This window comes from Mesorhizobium sp. M0664, from assembly GCF_040320565.1.
GTDB lineage: Bacteria > Pseudomonadota > Alphaproteobacteria > Rhizobiales > Rhizobiaceae > Mesorhizobium.
Window position 1 is genome coordinate 23,777 of record NZ_JAMYPW010000040.1, and the last position, 19,776, is coordinate 43,552.

Genomic DNA, 19,776 nt, shown 5'->3' on the forward strand with positions numbered 1-19,776 from the left:
CTCCGTCGTTTGGCCTTGCTTTGCGGTCAAATTCCTGTATAGACGCCCGCAATCTGCCGGTCCTTGCTGGGGGCTGAACGGAGGGCCGGAGGTTTTTCGAAACCTTCGCGTGAAGCCAGAAGCGCTTCCGCCTCCCGTGTCTCCGCTCTCGACCGTCTCGTCATGCTCCTTTCTTCCCCGCCTTCGCAAGGATTGCGGGTCAGAGAAGTTGCAGAGGCTTTTGCCGCCGGGAACCGGGAGAGAAACGAAGAAAGGCACGAACACTATGGCTCTATACGAACATGTGTTTCTTGCCCGGCAGGACCTCTCGCAGCAGCAGGTCGATGCGCTTGTCGAACAGTACAAGGGCGTCATCACCGCGAATGGCGGGTCCGTCGGCCGGGTCGAGAACTGGGGACTGAAGTCCCTCACCTACCGGGTCAACAAGAACCGGAAGGCATATTATACACTCATGGACATCACCTGCCCGCCGGCCGCGCTCAACGAGATGGAGCGCCAGATGGGCCTGTCCGAGGACGTGCTGCGTTTCCTGACCATCAAGGTCGATGCGCATGAGGAAGGTCCGTCGGCAATGATGCAGAAGCGCGAAGAGCGCTCGGAACGCGGCGGCTTCGGCGACCGCGACCGTGGCGATCGTGGCCCGCGCTCATTCGGCGACCGCGATCGCGGTGACCGTGGTGACCGTCCGCCGCGCAGCTTCGGCGATGGCGGTGCCGATCGTGGCCCGCGCCGTCCGCGCGAAGGCTTTGAAGGAGCCGCAGAATAATGGTCGACATCAACCAGATCCCAACCCGGCGCCCCTTCCACCGTCGCCGCAAGACCTGCCCGTTCTCCGGCGCCAATGCGCCGAAGATCGACTACAAGGACGTGCGGCTTCTGCAGCGCTACATCTCCGAGCGCGGCAAGATCGTTCCATCGCGTATCACCGCCGTAAGCCAGAAGAAGCAGCGCGAGCTCGCCAAGGCGATCAAGCGCGCCCGCTTCCTCGGCCTGCTGCCCTACGTGGTCCGCTAACACTGATTAGTTGACCATGATCTTATCCGAAAACCGGTTTCCACTTTTCGGGATCATGGTCTAGCCAGCGGGCGGTTCGCCGCCCGCTTTTCACCGGCCACGACGGGCGTAGCCGGATCGAACACCAAATCCCGGGTTGGATTTCGACAAGAGATCCTAACTGCCGCGACAGGCAGGACAGCGACACAGGCGGCGACGCCCCAGCTTCCTGACCTGTTCCAGACAACTCGGCGCCGATCCTGAGGATAGCGCCCAAGCGAAGGAACAAAACCATGGAAGTCATTCTTCTCGAACGCGTTTCCCGCCTCGGCCAGATGGGCGATACCGTCAAGGTCAAGGACGGGTTCGCCCGCAATTTCCTGCTGCCGCAAGGCAAGGCGCTGCGCGCCAACGAAGCTAACAAGAAGAAGTTCGAGGGGCAGCGGGCCCAGCTCGAAGCCCGCAACCTGGAGCGCAAGTCCGAAGCCGCGCAGATTGCAGAAAAGCTCGACGGCAAGAGCTTCATCGCCGTGCGCTCGGCCGGCGAAACCGGTCAGCTTTATGGTTCGGTCTCGACGCGCGACATCGCCGAGCTGGTGACGGCGGAAGGTTTTTCGGTCAACCGCAACCAGATCCTGCTCAACCAGCCAATCAAGACCATCGGCGTCACCAATGTGGCGATCGCGCTGCACCCGGAAGTCGAGGTTACCATCACGCTCAACATTGCCCGCACGGCCGACGAAGCCGAGCGCCAGGCCAAGGGCGAAACACTGACCACCGCCGAAGCCATCTACGGCGAGGACATCAACGATAATGCGCGGCCGGAAAACTTCTTCGATCCGAATGCGGAGTTCGAAGGCGGCGAAGACAACGGCTGATCGTCATTCGTCGGCATTCGCCGGCTAATCGCTATTCTGGACCAATGCCCGGGCCTCGTACCCGGGCATTTTTATGCCAAATGGAACTTTTCGAACCCCTATATCTTGATGCAGAATAGGACAGCATGTCTGGCCGAGAGGGGACAATTGGTCATGAATATTCTGCTGAAACGCGTTCTCGACCGCCTGGTCCGCACAGGCAATCTCAAGGTGACAGGGCCGCAAGGCTCGATGGTGACTTTCGGTGACGGCAGCGGCGAGCCGGTGCACATGCACATCAAGACAAGGCATGCCGAGCGCGCAATAACCTTCGATCCGATGCTGGCGGTGCCGGAAGCCTACATGGACGGTGAACTCGACATTCTCGAGGGCGGCGTGCTGGGGGTGATGCGGATTGCCTTCCAGAACATGGGCAGCGGCGGTATCGATGCCACCTGGTCGAAGGCGATCGAAGGTCTGCGCCACGCCTTCCGGCGCCTGCAGCAGATCAACACGGCGTCGCGGGCGCGCCGCAACGTGCAGCGCCATTACGATCTGTCGGGCGACCTCTACCGCCTCTTCCTCGATGAGGACATGCAATATTCCTGCGCCTATTTCGAGCAGCCGGACATGACGCTCGACGAGGCCCAAGCAGCCAAGAAGCGCCATATCGCCGCCAAGCTCAGGCTGAAGGCGGGCCAGACGGTTCTTGATATCGGCTCCGGCTGGGGTGGGCTTGGGCTCTATCTAGCCAAGGCGTTCGACGTCGACGTACAGGGCGTGACGCTGTCGACCGAGCAGCACGGCGTCGCCACCGACCGCGCCCATGCGCAAGGCCTGCAAAACCGGGTGCATTTCGACATCAAGGACTATCGCGAACTCAATGAACGTTTCGACCGCATCGTCTCCGTCGGCATGTTCGAGCATGTCGGGGTCAATCATTTCCGCACCTTCTTCGACAAGTCGGCGACGCTGCTGAAGCCGGACGGCGTCATGCTGCTGCACACGATCGGCCGCTCCGGCGTGCCGTGGGCAACCAGCGCCTTCATCCGCAAGTACATCTTCCCGGGCGGCTACATCCCGTCGCTATCCGAAGTGATGCCGGCCATCGAAAAATCGGGGCTCGTCGTCACCGACATCGAGGTTCTGCGGCTGCATTATGCCGAGACGCTGAAGCATTGGGGCGAGCGCTTCGCGGCCAACCGCGACAAGGCCAGGGCGATTTATGACGAGCGCTTCTGCCGCATGTGGGAGTTCTATCTTGCCGCCTCGGAAGCTGCCTTCCGCTGGCAGGATCTGGTGATCTTCCAGATCCAGATTGCCAAGAAGAACGACACGCTGCCGATGACGCGCGACTACATGGCCAGTTGCGAGAAGGCGCTGGAGATGCGCGATCTTGGACGTCGCGAAAAGGCTCCGGTTGCCAAGCCCACTCGCCGCCGCAAGGTGGCGGATCCGGAGTAGACTGCCGGCATCACGCCATCGCCACTTGCCATTGCCGGCCGGCACGCTGAAAAGGGTCCCGTTAAACGCGGGACCTTTTTTCATGACCTACCTCCTCTACGTCGCCGCCGCACTTGCCGAGATCGCCGGCTGCTTTTCGTTCTGGGCGTGGTGGCGGCTGGACAAGTCGCCGCTGTGGTTGGCGCCCGGTCTCGTCTCGCTCGTGCTATTCGCGTGGCTGCTGGCGCTGGTCGACACCAGCGCGGCGGGCCGGGCCTACGCCGCCTATGGCGGCATCTACATTGCCGCCTCGCTGGCCTGGCTGTGGCTGGCGGAAGGCGTGCACCCCGACCGCTGGGATCTTGCCGGTGCCGCGATCTGCATCGTTGGCGCCTCGGTCATTCTGCTCGCACCTCGGACTGCCTAAGCGATGGAACTGCCCGTCCCGCTTAGACAAGGCGTCGACCGCCTTCTCGAACAGGTGCCTTTGCCGATGCTTAAGCACGCGGCAAAGACGCTGTCGGACCGCTACCGCGCAGAGTTGCGCGACGGTCGCCTGCACATGGCCGAAGACATGGCGGTGAAGGCCTATCTGGCAACGCGGCTACCGGCGACCTATGCGGCCGTTCGCGCCAGCCTCGATGCGGTGGGCGAGTCTCGGCCCGACTATGCTCCGAAGACCTTGCTCGATGTCGGCGCCGGCCCTGGCACGGTGCTTTGGGCCACAATCAATCTCTGGCCGGATCTCGAACAGGCGGTGCTACTCGAGGCCGGCGCCGCGGTACGAAGGGTCGGCGAAGCACTTGCCGCGGATGCGATCACGGCCAGGACCGCCTGGCGGACCGGCGACATCACCATCGACCTGGTCGATCTGGAGCCGGCCGAGCTGGTGACTTCAGCCTATGTGCTGGATGAGATCGCGCCGGCATCGCTGGCAAAACTCGTCGACCGGCTCTGGCAGCTGACCGCAGACACGCTGCTGGTGGTCGAGCCGGGCACGCCGGCCGGCTGGCAGCGTATTCTTGCCGTGCGGCGGCAGTTGATCGAGGCGGGCGCGCACGTGCTTGCGCCCTGCCCGCATGAGGCGCCCTGCCCGCTCGTTGCCCCCGACTGGTGCCATTTCGCCCGCCGCGTCGCCCGCTCGCGCCTACACCGTCTGGCCAAGGATGCCGAGGTGCCGTGGGAGGACGAGAAATTCATCTTTGTCGCGGCCTCCCGCCATCCGGCCGCTCCGCCTCGAGCGCGAGTGATCGCACCGCCGAAGTCGGGGTCCGGCAAGGTCTTGCTGAAGCTTTGCGAACAGGATGGGGGTGCTGCCGAGCGACTGTTCACCAAGCGCGACGGCGAGACGTTCAAGGCCGCGCGGCGACTGGATTGGGGTGATGCCTTGCCGGAATGACCGGCAGCTGTTTTCCTGTTTTGTTCTCGCCCGAGAACGGCTAGGCTCGCCATCTTGATTCGAGTCAATCGAGATTCTTTCCACCGAAAGATCCTGGCTGTGAATCGCGGGCATCAAAGTTGGTTGGTTGGGGACTGATGCAGATAAGTCATCACCGACTTGTCTCGTTCTGATATCGAGAGACGGGGATCAGGACCGGGGACATCATGGCAGAGGCAGCACGAAAATTCGGCGTGGCGGAAACACCGCTCTATCGCGAGGCGCCGAACAATATCGAGGCCGAGCAGGCGCTGCTCGGCGCCATACTGGTCAACAACGATGCCTTCTACCGCGTCTCCGACTTCCTGAAGCCCGGCCATTTCTACGAGCCGCTGCATAGAAAGATCTTCGAGGTCGCGGCCGAGCTCATCCGCATGGGCAAGATCGCGACGCCGATCACGCTGAAGACCTTCCTGCCGGCCGACGAGAAGGTCGGCGACATGACAGTGGCGCAATATGTCGTGCGGTTGGCGGTCGAGGCCGTCACCGTCGTCAACGCCACCGACTATGGCCGCGCCATCTACGATCTGGCGACGCGGCGCGCGCTAATCACTGTCGGCGAGGACATGGTCAACATCGCCTATGACGCGCCGGTCGACATGTCGCCCTCCGACCAGATCGAGGATGCCGAGCGGCGCCTGTTCGAATTGGCCGAAACCGGCCGCTACGATGGCGGCTTCGAGAGCTTCACCGATGCCGTCAAGACCGCCGTCGACATGGCCAATGCGGCTTATATGCGCGACGGGCATTTGTCGGGCGTTGCTACCGGCTTGCGCGATCTCGACCGCCGCATGGGCGGCCTGCAGTCGTCCGACCTGATCATCATTGCCGGCCGCCCCGGCATGGGCAAGACCTCGCTCGCCACCAATATCGCTTTCAACATCGCCGAGGCCTATGTCCCGGCGCAGCAGGCGGACGGCTCGTTCAAGGCGGCCAATGGCGGCGTCGTCGGTTTCTTTTCGCTCGAAATGTCATCCGAACAGCTGGCCACCCGCATTATTTCCGAACAGACGGAAATCCCGTCGTCGAAAATCCGGCGCGGCGAGATCAGCGAGATGGATTTCGAAAAGCTGGTCGCCTGCTCGCAGACAATGCAGAAAATCCCGCTGTTCATCGACCAGACCGGCGGCATTTCCATCGCTCAGCTGTCGGCCCGCGCGCGTCGCCTGAAGCGCCAGCGCGGCCTCGACGTCATCGTTATCGACTATATCCAGCTGATGCAGGGATCGAGCGCGAAATCCTCGCAAAACCGCGTCCAGGAAATCACCGAGATCACCACCGGCCTCAAGGCACTAGCCAAGGAGCTGGCGGTGCCGATCATCGCGCTGTCGCAGCTGTCGCGCCAGGTCGAGAGCCGCGACGACAAGCGCCCGCAGCTTTCGGATCTGCGCGAATCGGGCTCCATCGAGCAGGACGCCGACGTGGTGCTGTTCGTCTACCGCGAGGAATATTATCTGAAGAACCGCGAGCCGAAGCCGGGCACCGACGAATACATCAAATGGGAACACGAGATGAACGAGATGCGCGGCAAGGCCGAGGTCATCGTCGCCAAACAGCGCCACGGCCCAACGGGATCGGTCAGCCTCGCCTTCCAGGGCGAATTCACCCGCTTCTCGGACCTCGCCGAGGAGCATCATTTGCCGGACCGGTTCGAGTAGGCATTGTCGCGGAGCAGCCGATTGGACTTTAGCGATATCTACCAAAGGATAAAATTCGAAGAGTATGACATCTCCGAGGATGAACGCGCGCAACTCACTGAATATTTGAGATCTGCCGGGTCAATTTCTCGCACGGGATCGCACGCCGGTTTGCTGGTGTTCTGCTACTCAAGCGAACCGACGCCCGAGAACGTTGAATTGGTGAGGAAATTCCTTGCCAAGCATGTCGAAGACTATTCGCGAAGCGCGGCAGTGACCGGCCTCTATCGGATTTGGAAGCTGGGAACGACTCGCGACATCGATAATCTTCTGGGCCTTTTGGCACTTTGGTCAGGGGACTCTCGGCAGAGTACGTCTGTCGCTGCGATCGGGTGTGCATTCCTTCTCATGCATCGGCTTCAGGACCGCCGCCTCTCGTTAGCGCTCAGGCGATTGTTCGAAACGCTGCATGAAGCAGTCAGGCGAGACAATGATTTGGCGGTAAATTTGTTCATCTATGCATGTTGGTCGGCATACGACAATTGGGCTCAGAGCAACGGCCAGCGCCGCACTCATTTCGATACAGTCGAAAATGCTTTGCCGATTTACTGGGATCGTTCCAAATACCTCTTGGAACCAATAAACTGATGGCCAAATCCCGTATCCAGTTCATCTGCCAGAATTGCGGTTCGGTGCATCAGCGTTGGGCCGGCAAATGCGATGCCTGCGGCGAGTGGAACACGCTGGTCGAGGAAGGCACGTCAGGCGGCATAGGTTCCGGCCCGGCCAATACGCGCAATGCCCGCAAAGGCCGCGCGGTGGTGCTGACCAGCCTCTCCGGCGACATCGAGGACGCGCCGCGCATCGTCTCCGGCATCGGCGAACTCGACCGCGCCACCGGCGGCGGCTTCGTGCGCGGCTCGGCGCTGCTGGTCGGCGGCGATCCCGGCATCGGCAAGTCGACGCTGCTCACCCAGGCCGCGGCCGCGCTGGCGGCAAAGGGCCACCGCATCGTCTATGTCTCGGGCGAAGAGGCGGTCGCGCAGATCAGGCTGCGCGCCCAGCGGCTCGGCGTCGCCGACACCCCGGTCGAACTCGCCGCCGAAACCAATGTCGAGGACATCCTCGCCACCATCGCCGATGGCAAGCGGCCGGATCTGGTCATTCTCGATTCGATCCAGACGCTGTGGACGGATATGGCCGATTCGGCGCCCGGCACGGTGACCCAGGTGCGTGCCGCCGCCCAGGCGATGATCCGCTACGCAAAATCCACAGGGGCGGCGATCGTTCTGGTCGGCCACGTCACCAAGGAGGGCCAGATCGCCGGACCGCGCGTCGTCGAGCACATGGTCGACGCGGTGCTCTACTTCGAGGGCGAAGGCGGCCACCACTACCGCATCCTGCGCACGGTCAAGAATCGCTTCGGGCCAACCGATGAGATCGGCGTCTTCGAAATGTCGGACAAGGGCTTGCGGGAAGTCGCCAACCCGTCCGAGCTTTTCCTCGGTGAGCGCCATGCGAAGTCGCCGGGTGCCGCGGTTTTCGCCGGCATGGAAGGCACACGGCCGGTGCTGGTCGAGATCCAGGCGCTGGTGGCGCCATCGACGCTGGGCACACCGCGCCGCGCCGTCGTCGGCTGGGACGGTGCCCGGCTGTCGATGATCCTGGCGGTTCTGGAAGCCCATTGCGGCGTCCGCTTCGGCACGCACGACGTCTATCTCAACGTTGCCGGCGGCTACCGCATTTCGGAGCCGGCGGCAGACCTGGCAGTGGCGGCGGCACTGGTTTCCTCGCTCACCGGTCTTGCCCTTCCCGCCGATTGCGTCTATTTCGGCGAAATCAGCCTTTCGGGTGCGGTGAGGCCGGTTGCGCATGCGCAGCAGCGCCTCAAGGAAGCCGAAAAGCTGGGTTTCGGACGCGCGGTTCTGCCCTTGGGCAGCGAGGAACTTGTTGGTGGTAATGGGGTCGGGGGGATCGGAGCCGGCGCTTTCCAGCCCACCGAGCTTGCCGATCTCGTGGCGCGCATAGCCGGCTCTCGGCGCAGCCGCGCCGACGAGCAAGAGTGATGCGGCTCGTCGAGTCGTGAAAAAGAGATCGGAGTGGGGCGAAAAACATGCCGATTACGCTGCTTGACGGAATTCTCGTCGGCTTCACCCTGGTCTCGGCGATGCTCGCTATGGTTCGCGGCTTTTCGCGCGAGATCCTGTCGATCATCTCCTGGGCAGCCGCCGCGGCCGCCGCCTTCTTCTTCTACAAGCCGGTGCTGCCTTACATCCAGCCCTATGTCGACAACGAAAAGGCCGCCATGGCGGCGGCCGCCGGTATCGTCTTCATTGTCGCGCTGATCGTCGTTTCGGTCATCACCATGAAGCTCGCCGACTGGATCATCGATTCCAGGATCGGCGCGCTCGATCGTACACTTGGCTTCCTCTATGGCGCGGCGCGCGGCATTCTGGTCGTCGCTGTCGCGCTGCTTTTCTTCAATTGGCTGGCGGGCGCCAAGGCTCCAGGCTGGATTGCCAACGCCAAGTCAAAGCCGTTGCTCGAATCGATCGGCGCCAAGCTCGAAAGCTTGCTGCCCGAGGATCCGGAAAACGCCATCCTCAACAAGCTCAATCCGAATCAGCCGGCCACCGAGACGCCTCTGGCCCCCGACGCGCCTGCAGCGGAAGCCCCTGCCGCCGGCGACGACGCCACTGCGCCGGCACCCGACGACAGCGATGCGCCGCCGGCCGACAATGCGCCCGCGACGCCGGCACCTGCAAACCCGGCGCCGGCAAACTGATTTCGACAGACTTGCGAGGCTCAAGACTGTCGATCATGTGAACGCCGCACGACGTGCGTTGCTTTCGATGCGCTATGACCTTATATGGCGACTTTAGCGGAGCTTGAGCCCCAATGGCAGCCTCAGTGGCAGACGCAGACGACGTGCTTTCCGCCGAAGCCGACGACCATTTCCACGACGAATGCGGCGTGTTCGGCATTTTCGGCCGGCAGGACGCCGCAGCCATCGTAACGCTCGGTCTGCATGCGTTGCAGCATCGAGGCCAGGAAGCGGCCGGCATCGTTTCTTATGACGGCACCCAATTCCATGTCGAACGCCATGTCGGCCTGATCGGCGACACCTTTACTAAGCAGCGTGTCATCGACAGCCTGCAAGGCAACCGTGCTATCGGCCACACACGCTATGCCACCACCGGCGGCGCCGGTCTGCGCAATATCCAGCCTTTCTTCGCCGAACTTGCCGATGGCGGCTTTGCCGTCGCCCATAACGGCAATCTCACCAACGCCATGACCGTTCAGCGCGCCCTGCAGAAGCAAGGCGCCATCTTCTCTTCCACCTCCGACACCGAAACGCTCCTGCACCTGGTTGCCACCAGCAAGGAGCGCGACCTGAATTCGCGCTTCATCGATGCGGTGCGCCAAGTCGAAGGCGCCTTCTCGCTGGTGGCGATGACGTCCAAGAAGATGATCGGGTGCCGCGACCCGCTCGGCATCCGCCCGCTGGTGCTCGGCGATCTCGACGGCGCCTGGATTCTCGCCTCCGAGACCTGCGCGCTCGATATTATCGGTGCGCGTTTCGTGCGCGACCTGAAGCCCGGCGAAATGGTCGTCGTCACCAGCAAGGGCATCGAAAGCCTGTTCCCGTTCGAGCCGCAGAAGACCCGCTTCTGCATCTTCGAATATGTCTATTTCGCGCGGCCGGATTCGTCGGTCGAAGGCCGCAACGTCTATGAAGTGCGCAAGCGCATCGGCGCCGAGCTGGCGCAGGAAAGTCCGGTCGAGGCCGACATCGTCGTGCCGGTGCCGGATTCGGGCACGCCGGCGGCGATCGGCTTTTCGCAGGCCGCGGGCATTCCGTTCGAGCTCGGCATTATCCGCAATCACTATGTTGGCCGCACCTTCATCCAGCCCGGCGATTCGATCCGCCACATGGGTGTCAAGCTCAAGCACAACGCCAACCGCCGCATGATCGAAGGCAAGCGCGTGGTGTTGGTGGACGATTCGATCGTGCGCGGCACCACCAGCCAGAAGATCGTCCAGATGGTGCGCGATGCCGGCGCCAAGGAAGTGCATATGCGCATCGCTTCGCCGCCGACGCGCGCCTCCTGCTTTTACGGCGTCGACACACCGGAAAAGTCGAAGCTGCTGGCGTCGCGCATGTCGGTGGAGGAGATGGCCGAGTTCATCCGCGTCGATTCGCTCGGCTTCCTGTCGATCGACGGGCTCTACCGCGCCGTCGGCGAGGCCGGCCGCGACAACGAGCAGCCGCAATTCTGCGACGCCTGCTTCACCGGCCAGTATCCGACCCGGCTTGCCGACTTCGAAGGCTCCGACAATGTGCGCACGCTGTCGCTGTTAGCGGCCGGCGGGTCGTAGGCCTTGCCGGTCCGTTTGTCTCCCTCCCCTTAGCCCCTCACGGCGGTTTCACCTTGCCTGTCGGAATCCATCGTATGAGCCTTGACCTCTCCGGCCGCGTTGCGGTCGTCACCGGCGCCTCGCGCGGCATCGGCTATTTCATCGCCAGGGAGCTTGCCGCGGCCGGTGCGCATGTGATTGCGGTTGCCCGCACCGTCGGCGGGTTGGAAGAACTCGACGACCAGATCAAGGCAGGTGGCGGACAGGCGACGCTGGTACCGCTCGATCTTGCCGACATGGCGGGGATCGACCGGCTGGGCGGCGCCATCCACGAGCGCTGGGGCAAGCTCGACATACTGGTCGCCAACGCCGCCGTGCTCGGCGTCATCGCCCCGATCGGCCATGTCGAGGCCAAGACCTTCGAGAAGGTGATGACCATCAACGTCACAGCAACATGGCGGCTGATCCGCTCGGTCGACCCGCTGCTCAGGCTTTCCGATGCCGGCCGTGCTATCGTGCTGAGCTCCAGCCTTGCCCACTCCGCACGCGCCTTCTGGGCGCCTTATGCGGCGTCGAAGGCGGCGGTCGAGGCCATGACGCGTTCATGGGCGCATGAGACCGAAAACCTGCCGCTCAGGGTCAATGCCGCCGATCCCGGGGCAACGCGCACCGCGATGCGGGCGCAGGCCGTACCCGGCGAGGATCCTGAAACACTGCCGCACCCTTCGGAGATCGCCAAGCGAATCGTGCCGCTGGCCAGCCCTACGCTCAAGGAGACCGGGCTGATCTTCCAGGCCAAGCACAATCGCTTTGTCGCCTACCGGCAGCCGGAGTAACCACACATCGCATTTTGCCGGAAGAATTGCGCCGGCACCAACGTTGTCCGGGTGCCACAATTCGAGAAACGGAGGATCATTTGCGGAGACTGCTTCTCTTGACTGCCACCGCGCTGCTTGCAGTGATCGGCGCCGCGTCGTCGCAGGAGGCAACGATGAGCTTTTTCGTCACCAGCGTCGGCTCTGGCAAAGGCGCCGATCTCGGCGGTCTCGCCGGCGCCGACGCCCATTGTAGTTCACTGGCCGAAGCCGCGGGCGTTACCGGCAAGACATGGCGCGCCTATCTCTCGACCACCGATACCGATGCACGCGACCGTATCGGCAAAGGCCCGTGGTTCAACGCCGAGGGCGTCAAGATCGCCGATGATGTCGCTTCCCTGCATAGCGATGCCAACGCCATCACAAAACAGACGGCACTCGACGAAAAGGGCCAAATGGTCAACGGCCGCGGCGACACGCCCAACCGGCACGACGTGTTGACCGGCTCCAAGCCGGATGGCACGAAAATAGCCGACCAGACCTGCGGCGACTGGACGCTGAGCGGAGCAGAAGGTGTGGCCATGATGGGTCATCACGATCGTACCGGCATCGATGGCTCGGCAGCCGCCAAATCGTGGAATTCCTCGCATGCGTCACGCGGTGGCTGCAGCCAGGAAGCGCTGAAGGGCACCGGCGGCGACGGCCTGTTCTATTGTTTTGCGGTGAACTGAACCAAAACGACCCGACATCACGTGGCTGTGATACCGTGGCTTAACGCCGCGCTTTGGCCCAGCTTTCGCCGCTGGGCCGGAGTTGCTAGGATCGTGCGACTCCCAAAACAAGCAGAGCGAGGAAATACTCATGGCGGCACCGAGCGTAGCGTTAGTCTGGTATCTGGTGATCGCCGGCCCGCAAGGCGGCATGGTCGTGCTGCCCAGCACATTCGACACCCGCGAACAGTGCGCCTTCGCCATAACCGAATACCAGAAGCAACCGACGCCGGCCGGCTGGTCGGTGCAGTGCGTGCCGAGCGCCTCGCCCTTCGCCGACGAGGGCGACGCCGAGGAGCCGTCGGCGCAGTAGGACAGCGTGATCTCCCCCCTTGAGGGAGAGATCGTCAGCGTCGCGCGCTTACCGTCAGCTCCGGCTTCTGGCTGATGGTCTGGAACACGACGCAGTAGCGCTCGGTCAGCTTGAGCAGCGCATCGATGCGCTCCTGCGGCTCGTCGGGGTCGAGGCCAAATGTCAGCCGGATGGCGCGGAAGCCAACCGGCGCATCCTTTGCCACGCCAAGCGTGCCGCGAAAGTCCAGGTCGCCTTCGGCTTCCACCGTGGCGGCCCCAAGCTTGAATTCCAGCGCCGTCGCTACCGCCTTCAGCGTGACGCCGGCGCAAGCCACCAGTGCCTCCAGCAGCATGTCGCCGGAGCAGAGTTCGAGCCCGGTGCCGCCGGTAGCCGGATGCAGCCCCGCAATGGCGATCGCCCTGCCTGTCTCGACCTTGCAGGCGATCGATTGGTCGTCGATCGAGCCTTTGGCGCGGAGAGTAATCAGCGCGCGCGAGGCGTTGTCGCGATAGGCCTCCTTCAGCGGCGCCTGCACGGCCTTCAATGCGATCGCATCCATTTTGTCGTCTCCCATAATTGCCCTGGCTTCGCTGCTTTACGGCTATGCCGCCTGCCCCAAACGCAAGTCCGCGCTGGCGTAGCGCTTGGCAGGGTTTCGCCGGTATAGCCTGACGATACGGGGAGCATCCAACGCCATCACACCGTCTCTCGCAACACATTCGTAAGGCCGCCGGACATATGGCCGATATCGCCATCGTGAAAACCCGCGAACGGGTTCTTGCCGGAATCCTGTTCAGCGGGGCTGCCTACCTGCTGTTTTCGATGCAGGACGCCTCAAGCTGACACTATGGTGTCAGGAAGGGGCAGCGTAGGCTGGTGAGATGACGGGATCGCTGGACATGCCATGCACAGTGGAAAGCGCCCGCGAACGTACCCTCGGCATCATCCTGGTCTCGGCATCGGCGGCCGTCTTCGGCCTCACCGGCGTGCTGACCAAATCGATCCATGCCGACCCGCTGACCATTACCTGCTGGCGCGGCTTCGTCGGCTCGATCCTGATCAGCCTCTATGTGCTATGGCGCCACCAGCGCTCCGACGGTCGCGACAGCCTGCGGCTCGGCTGGCGCGGCTGGCTGCTGGCGATCGAGGGCGCGCTCGCCAGCATCGCCTTCATCTCGGCGTTCAAGTTCACCTTTGTCGCCAATGTCGCGATCATCTATGCCACCGCCCCCTTCGTCACCGCGCTGCTGGCCCTCCTGTTGGTCCGCGAGCCGTTCCGGCTGCAGACGCTTGCCGCCGCCGCTGTGTCATTATGCGGTGTGGCAATCATGGTCTGGTCCGGCTTCGGCACCGGCCATTTGTTCGGCGACGGGCTGGCGCTGCTGATGACGATCGGCAGCGCGCTCTACATGATCATGGTGCGCGCCTTCCGCGACACGCCGGTGGTGTGGGCGGGTGCGGTGTCGGCATTCCTTTTGTTCGCGCTCGGCTGGTTCGTCGCCGATCCGCTGGCTGTCTCGGCCAGGGACGCTGTGCTTCTAGCCACCTTCGGCGCCTCGTTCGCGCTGGCTTCGATCCTGTGGACGGAGGGCACCCGGCTTATTCCGGCGGCCGAGTCCGGATTGCTGGGTTCAGCTGAAGTGCCATTCGCGATCCTGTTTGCCTTCCTGTTCCTGGCGGAGATCCCGCCGGCAGCCAGCATGGTCGGTGGCGCCATCGTGCTTTGCGCGGTGTTCGCTCACGCCGGCCGCGACTGGCTGATGGCCAGGCAGCGCGCAGCGGATGCATGACCAATCCTCGCCGCGTCCGAGCGCGAGTTGGTGGTCCGATCACGAGAAATCCGGTCCTGAAAATTAATTTGAAAAGTCATGGAACCATCATAGGGCTCAGGCATTATGGCTGCGACGGGCCACCCCAAGTCCCCCCAAACCCCTCGGCCCGTCCTACTCAGAAGCCGACCGCAAGGTCGGCTTTTTCTTTGCTGGCTCAATTGGCCAAGGCCAGGTTGCCGCTGAACAACGCTGCCAGATCCTGCGCCGGCCGGTCGGCATCCTCACGCAAGCGGACGGCGAATTCGGCGACCGGCACCGGCGGCAGATCAAGATCGCTCGGCGCCTCCACGATGCCGGAATGAGCGAAGCGCGCCGTCCTCAACGTCAAGGCGATGCCGGCGTGCACCGCCGTACGCAGGCCGGCAAGGCTGGCACTGCCGGCAGCAATGCGGTAGCGACGGCCGGCCGCATCGAGTGCACTGGTCGCCGCTTCGCGAAACCCGCAATGGGGATCGAGCAGCGCCAGGGGCAGTTCGTCGTGGCGGGTGGCCAGCCCGTTCTGTGAGCAAAGCCAGATCATTGGTTCCTTGAGCACACCGACTTCGTCCCGTGTCGGCACCTGCCGCATGGCAATGGCCAGATCAAGGGTGCCGGCCTGCAAAGCCTGCGCCAGTTCGGCGGAACGGCCGACGCGCAGTTCGATCCTGACGCGCGGATGGCTGACAGCAAAAGCCCTGAGAAGCTGCGGCAAGCCGCTGTCGGCGAAATCCTGCGTGGTGCCGATGGCGACGCGCCCGTCGGCGTGCGCGCCTTTGAGGGCCAGCCACGCCTCGCGGTGCGCGGCAAGGATGCGACGCGCGTGAACGATCAGATCCTCGCCTGTCGGCGTCAGGCCGCGCCCTCGCCCCTGCGGCACCAGTAGCGGTTCGCCGACAACATCCTCCAGCCGCTGCATCTGCGCGGTCACTGCGGACGGCGAGCGACCGACGATCGACGCGGCCCGCGCAAGGGAACCGCCATCGACGAAAGCGAGGAAAGTCTTGAGGAGGTCGGGATCGAACAACTGCACAATTCGATATTATCAAAGTGTTTATCAAAAACAATTCGATTTTTTTGATCAAAGGACGATGGCATGATTTTCTCGACGGCGAAGAGGCCGCTTGAAACCGAGGAGAAGAAACATGCCGATCATCAATGTCAGCGTTACCGGCAAGCCCGATGCCGCTTTGTCCGCCGCCATTGCCAAGGAAGTGACCGAACTGACGGCCACGCATCTGCGCAAGGACGCCACGATCACAGCTGTTGCCATTTCCTATCACGACCCCGAGCACTGGTTCGCCGGCGGCAAGTCGCTGGCCGAGCATGGCACCAACACGGCCTGGCTCGACATCAAGGTTGTCGACGGTACCAACACCAAGCTCGAACTGGAGGCGTATCTACAGGCAATTTTCGCGGCATTCGGCCGGCTGCTGGGTAAGGTGCATGAGGAAAGCTACGCCCTCGTGCATGAAGTGCCTGCGGCCGCCTATGGCTTTGGCGGCAAGACGCAGGAATTCCGCTTCATCAGCGGAAGGATGAAAGCGGCGTAGCTGCGATAAGCAGCCGAGCCGAATCAAACATAGGCGAATCAAACCATAGGAGAGAAGGAAAAATGGAGCCGCATTGACGTTGATCCAACTTCGGCTAGGTTCTCACCCGAAGCGGCCGGTGAAGAGCCGCGACGTGAGATCGTTGGGAGATGCGGCGATGATCCTGACACTGGCGCTGCTTGCGGGTCTTGTCGCGGCCTGGCTGCTGATCGGCGTGGTGGAGAAGTTCCGCCTCGGCCTGCGTTTGAGCCAGGCGCTGCTCTACGTGCCGTTCAAGCTCGCCTACCGGATCAGCGACGAGCGCATCAAGATTGCGCGCAGGTCGGTGGCCCCGGTCATCTATGTCATCTGGCATCAGTCACGCATCGAGCCGGCGCTGATGCTGTCGCTGCTGCCGGAAGACACGCTGCACATCCTCGACCAGGCTTCGGCCAGATCGCCGTGGCTGGAGCCGTGGCGCGAGCTCGGCCGCACCATCGCCTTCAACGCCGAGCATGTCTTCGTCAGCCGCAGATTGGTGCGGGTGCTGAAGGGCAAGGGCCGGCTCGCCGTTTACCTGCCGGATGCGGTCGAGCCAGACGTCAAGTCGTTTCGGTTGTTTCGCGCCATCACCCGTATCGCCATGCAGGCCGACGCCCGTATCGTGCCGATCTTCGTTGCCGGCGCACGCAGCCTGCCGGCCTCGCTGACGCCGGCGGACAAGGCGCCGCGCCATTGGTTTCCGCAGCTGTCGATCAGCGCGCTGGAGCCGATGACCATCGCCGAGCTGGTGGCGCGGAACCCAGATCAGGCCTCCAACACCAATGCGCTGTTTGATCGCTTCGCCGAGGCCAGGCTTTTCGGCAGTGATCTCGACCGAGGGCTGTTCCTCGCCATGCGCGATGCGGCCGACCGCGTTGGCGCTTCGCACCCAATAATCGAGGACGTCATCGGCGGTGCCCTGAGCTACCGGAAAGTGTTCATCGGCGCCAGGGTTTTGGGCCGACGGTTCGAGGCAATAACAGCGCCGGGCGAAGCGGTTGGGCTGCTCCTCCCCAACGCCAATGGCGTCGTGCTGTCGTTCGTCGGACTTCTGTCGGCAGCGCGGGTGGCAGCAATGATCAACTATACCGCCGGCCCGGCCAGCGTCACCGCCGCCGTCCGCACGGCAATGATCCGCACCGTGGTCTCCTCACGCGCCTTTGTCGAAAAGGCCAACCTCGCCGACATCGTCGAGGCGGTGGAAAAGGGCGGGGCGAAACTGCTGTGGCTGGAGGATGTCCGCGCAAGCGTGACCGTGCTGGACAAGGCCACAGCCGGCTTGCTGTGGCGCCGGCCGTTGCAGCGCCAGGATGCGGCCAAGCCGGCGGTGATCCTGTTCACCTCCGGCTCGGAAGGCACGCCCAAGGCCGTGGTGCTGTCGCACCGGAACCTTCTTGCCAATGCGATGCAGGCGGAAGCCCGCATCACCATCTCGCCGGCCGATATCCTGCTCAACGTGCTGCCGGTGTTCCACTCGTTCGGGCTGACCGGCGGCACCATCCTGCCGCTGGTCACCGGAGTAAAGCTGTTCCTCTACCCGTCACCGCTGCACTACAAACTTATTCCGGAGGTGGCGCGCAAGGTCCGGCCGACGGTGATGTTCGGCACCGACACGTTCCTCGCCAACTATGCCCGCACCGCCAAGGACGGCGATTTTTCCAGCCTGCGCTTCGTCGTGGCCGGTGCCGAGGCGGTGAAGCCGGAGACGCGCCGGGTTTACCGCGAGCGCTTCCAGGCCGAGATCATCGAAGGTTTTGGCTTGACCGAGGCCGCACCAGTGGTTGCCGTCAACACCGCCATCCACGGCCGCGACGGAACGGTCGGGCGGCTGCTGCCGGCCATGCGCATGAAACTCGAACCGGTCGAAGGCATCAGCGACGCCGGCCGGCTGTGGCTCGACGGGCCGAACCTGATGATGGGCTACATGACCGGCGACCGGCCGGGCGAGTTGCAGCCGCTCGAAGGCTGGCACGACACCGGCGATATCGTTTCGGTCGATCGCGAAGGCTTCATCACCATTCGCGGCCGCGCCAAGCGCTTCGCCAAGATAGCCGGCGAGATGGTATCGCTTGGCGCGGTCGAGATGCTGGTGCAGTCGCTGTGGCCGGAAGAGCATCACGCCGTGGTGGCAGTGCCGGACAAGCGGCGCGGCGAGCGCCTCGTTCTGGTCACCACGGCCGACAATGCCGATCCCGACGAATTGCGGGAATTCGGCAAAAAAGCCGGGGCGGCCGAACTGATGGTGCCGAACGACATCGTCAAGGTCGAGGAGATCCCGGTACTGGGCTCCGGCAAGACCGACTATGTCTCGACTAGAAAGCTGGCGCTCGAGCGGCTGGGACTGAGCGCAGCCGCCTGAGGTTTGCTGTCGAAAACTCTAAAGCGCGTCGCGTTCGACCGGCCTTGTGCGACGCGCTTTAGATTCTTGTTTTTACGCATGTCGTTATCGCAAAACCGCTGCACACTTTTGCGCGAATGCATTACAGGACTACCACCGACAACAGCAGAATGACGCCGACGGCCATCATCAGCAGGCCCGGCCAGTTCTGCGACAGGCCGAGAAAACGGAGCCCGCGTCGTCGCGGCTCCAGAGTCGGACCTGGTGTTGCGAGATTGGGCGTCGGACTGTCCGGCTCGGTGGAGACAGCGGCCGGCTCACTAAGCCGCCCGCGCATGATGGCCGCAATCGCCATATACACGAGGCCGGCGACAGTCAGTAACGCGCCGATGAGGATGACAGCCATTTCTCCTCGTTTTCCGATGGTTCTGCGCCCGATGCGGCAGCTTGCGCTAGGTTGACGACGTATCACGAGCAGCCGCTCAGGCGGACCTACCAACACAAACGGTCTAGCCGCCCAGCAAGTTCCGAAAACGGGGTTTTTGAGGTGCGTTCCACAGCGCCGCGTGCTCTGCGAGCCTTTTTGGAATCATGCACTCCCAGGCGCAACGCGAACTGGCACCAAATCCGTCAGCCAATATCCGAGGACGGCACCTTCTCACCTTCGCGCTTGGCGCGTCTCGAATAGGCCCGCACGCTGAACGGCAAGAAGACCAGATAGCCGGCAACCGAGGCCGTCAGCGTATACCAGGGATAGGTCATCAAAAGCAGGACGTAGAGGACGACTGCGAGGATGATCGGCAGCACCCTGTCGCCCGGTATCCTGACGCTCTTGCCGGAATAGACGGGCAGTCTGCTGACCAGCAGGAACGCCACCAATATTGTAAAGCCGGTGGCAATGAAGGCTGCCAGGCGGCTGGGTTCAAGCCCAAGCCTTAGGAAGAACAGATAGAGCGGCAGCATCACCAGCACCGCACCCGCCGGCGCCGGCACGCCGACGAAATATTCGGTCTGCCACTGCGGACGGTCGAGCTCTTCGTCGAGCACGTTGAAACGGGCAAGCCTCATCCCACAGGCGATTGTGAACAGCAGCGCGGCGATCCAGCCCGGCGAACCTGCCCTGTCGAGCAGAAAGGCATAGAGCACCAGCGCCGGTGCCACGCCGAAATTGACGATATCGGCCAGCGAATCCATCTGGGCGCCGAATTTGGAAGTCGCCTTCAGCATTCGCGCCAGACGGCCGTCGATACCGTCGAGGAAGGCCGCGAGCAGCACCATCACCACCGCTGGCTCGAAGCGGCCCTCGAAGCCGAAGCGAATACCGGACAGGCCGGCGCAGATGGCGAGCACCGTGACCAGATTGGGCAGCACCATGCGCATCGGGATTTCGCGAATGCGCGGGCCACCGCCGCCATGCGCCTCGAATTTCTTGAACGGCGGGGCCACCGG

Annotated in this window: 21 protein-coding genes; 17 read left to right on the plus strand and 4 right to left on the minus strand. The window is 63.2% G+C overall.

Annotation, left to right across the window (positions count from 1 at the left end; all coding sequences use genetic code 11):
• The first annotated feature begins 265 nt into the window (after positions 1–265).
• From rpsF to NKI39_RS26255, 14 genes are all read left to right on the plus strand, one after another.
• Positions 266–766, plus strand: a complete 501-nt coding sequence (rpsF, locus tag NKI39_RS26190) for a 30S ribosomal protein S6 (protein WP_292663863.1) — start codon at positions 266–268, stop codon at positions 764–766.
• A complete protein-coding gene (gene rpsR, locus NKI39_RS26195) occupies positions 766–1,014 on the plus strand; it encodes a 30S ribosomal protein S18 (RefSeq protein WP_006203718.1) in 249 nt (82 codons plus the stop codon). Before rpsF ends, rpsR begins: the two co-directional genes overlap by 1 nt.
• Positions 1,015–1,286: 272 nt before the next feature.
• Positions 1,287–1,871, plus strand: coding sequence for a 50S ribosomal protein L9 (rplI, locus tag NKI39_RS26200; RefSeq protein ID WP_254820243.1), 585 nt, complete (start codon positions 1,287–1,289; stop codon positions 1,869–1,871).
• A 153-nt stretch (positions 1,872–2,024) separates the two neighbouring features.
• Positions 2,025–3,314, plus strand: a complete 1,290-nt coding sequence (locus tag NKI39_RS26205; protein ID WP_352471088.1) for a cyclopropane fatty acid synthase — start codon at positions 2,025–2,027, stop codon at positions 3,312–3,314.
• Positions 3,315–3,396: 82 nt separating this feature from the next.
• Positions 3,397–3,720, plus strand: a complete 324-nt coding sequence (locus NKI39_RS26210) for a YnfA family protein (protein ID WP_352467171.1) — start codon at positions 3,397–3,399, stop codon at positions 3,718–3,720.
• Between the two features lie 3 nt (positions 3,721–3,723).
• Positions 3,724–4,692 (plus strand): small ribosomal subunit Rsm22 family protein, encoded by a 969-nt coding sequence (locus NKI39_RS26215; RefSeq protein ID WP_352835440.1) that lies wholly within the window; start codon positions 3,724–3,726, stop codon positions 4,690–4,692.
• 206 nt (positions 4,693–4,898) lie between these two features.
• On the plus strand, positions 4,899–6,389 hold the full coding sequence (locus NKI39_RS26220; protein WP_023677714.1) for a replicative DNA helicase: 1,491 nt from the start codon (positions 4,899–4,901) through the stop codon (positions 6,387–6,389).
• A 21-nt stretch (positions 6,390–6,410) separates the two neighbouring features.
• The gene (locus tag NKI39_RS26225; RefSeq protein ID WP_352835443.1) at positions 6,411–7,016 is read left to right on the plus strand and encodes a hypothetical protein; all 606 of its coding nucleotides are present in this window, start codon (positions 6,411–6,413) and stop codon (positions 7,014–7,016) included.
• Positions 7,016–8,434 (plus strand): DNA repair protein RadA, encoded by a 1,419-nt coding sequence (gene radA, locus NKI39_RS26230; RefSeq protein ID WP_352453216.1) that lies wholly within the window; start codon positions 7,016–7,018, stop codon positions 8,432–8,434. Before NKI39_RS26225 ends, radA begins: the two co-directional genes overlap by 1 nt.
• Positions 8,435–8,481: 47 nt before the next feature.
• Positions 8,482–9,153: a CvpA family protein gene (locus NKI39_RS26235; RefSeq protein ID WP_023677716.1), complete on the plus strand. Its 672-nt coding sequence runs from the start codon at positions 8,482–8,484 to the stop codon at positions 9,151–9,153.
• 125 nt (positions 9,154–9,278) lie between these two features.
• Complete coding sequence (gene purF, locus NKI39_RS26240) at positions 9,279–10,748, plus strand: amidophosphoribosyltransferase (protein ID WP_023677717.1); 1,470 nt, start codon at positions 9,279–9,281, stop codon at positions 10,746–10,748.
• 74 nt (positions 10,749–10,822) lie between these two features.
• Positions 10,823–11,563 carry an SDR family NAD(P)-dependent oxidoreductase gene (locus tag NKI39_RS26245; RefSeq protein ID WP_254820236.1) on the plus strand — a complete coding sequence of 247 codons (741 nt, stop codon included), beginning with the start codon at positions 10,823–10,825 and terminating at the stop codon, positions 11,561–11,563.
• A gap of 89 nt (positions 11,564–11,652) precedes the next feature.
• Positions 11,653–12,273, plus strand: a complete 621-nt coding sequence (locus NKI39_RS26250; RefSeq protein WP_502898613.1) for a hypothetical protein — start codon at positions 11,653–11,655, stop codon at positions 12,271–12,273.
• Between the two features lie 130 nt (positions 12,274–12,403).
• Positions 12,404–12,625: a hypothetical protein gene (locus tag NKI39_RS26255; RefSeq protein ID WP_254820234.1), complete on the plus strand. Its 222-nt coding sequence runs from the start codon at positions 12,404–12,406 to the stop codon at positions 12,623–12,625.
• 34 nt (positions 12,626–12,659) lie between these two features.
• Here the strand turns inward: NKI39_RS26255 and NKI39_RS26260 are convergent, their stop codons facing one another.
• A complete protein-coding gene (locus NKI39_RS26260) occupies positions 12,660–13,166 on the minus strand; it encodes an OsmC family protein (protein ID WP_352835447.1) in 507 nt (168 codons plus the stop codon).
• A gap of 322 nt (positions 13,167–13,488) precedes the next feature.
• Here NKI39_RS26260 and NKI39_RS26265 point away from each other — a divergent pair, with 322 nt between their 5' ends.
• Positions 13,489–14,397, plus strand: a complete 909-nt coding sequence (locus NKI39_RS26265; protein ID WP_502898612.1) for a DMT family transporter — start codon at positions 13,489–13,491, stop codon at positions 14,395–14,397.
• 196 nt (positions 14,398–14,593) lie between these two features.
• On the opposite strand, the gene NKI39_RS26270 is transcribed toward NKI39_RS26265, so the two are convergent.
• Complete coding sequence (locus NKI39_RS26270; protein ID WP_352835450.1) at positions 14,594–15,448, minus strand: LysR substrate-binding domain-containing protein; 855 nt, start codon at positions 15,446–15,448, stop codon at positions 14,594–14,596.
• Between the two features lie 112 nt (positions 15,449–15,560).
• On the opposite strand from NKI39_RS26270, the gene NKI39_RS26275 reads away from it, so the two are divergent.
• A complete protein-coding gene (locus NKI39_RS26275; protein WP_023677725.1) occupies positions 15,561–15,968 on the plus strand; it encodes a tautomerase family protein in 408 nt (135 codons plus the stop codon).
• Between the two features lie 157 nt (positions 15,969–16,125).
• On the plus strand, positions 16,126–18,348 hold the full coding sequence (locus NKI39_RS26280; RefSeq protein ID WP_352835452.1) for an AMP-binding protein: 2,223 nt from the start codon (positions 16,126–16,128) through the stop codon (positions 18,346–18,348).
• Between the two features lie 121 nt (positions 18,349–18,469).
• Here NKI39_RS26280 and NKI39_RS26285 read toward each other — a convergent pair whose 3' ends face one another.
• Both NKI39_RS26285 and NKI39_RS26290 read right to left on the minus strand, forming a co-directional pair.
• The gene (locus NKI39_RS26285; RefSeq protein ID WP_352835454.1) at positions 18,470–18,733 is read right to left on the minus strand and encodes a hypothetical protein; all 264 of its coding nucleotides are present in this window, start codon (positions 18,731–18,733) and stop codon (positions 18,470–18,472) included.
• A gap of 224 nt (positions 18,734–18,957) precedes the next feature.
• Entirely contained in the window at positions 18,958–19,773 is an 816-nt protein-coding gene (locus NKI39_RS26290; protein WP_023677728.1) for a CDP-alcohol phosphatidyltransferase family protein, read from the minus strand.
• Positions 19,774–19,776 lie beyond the last annotated feature (3 nt).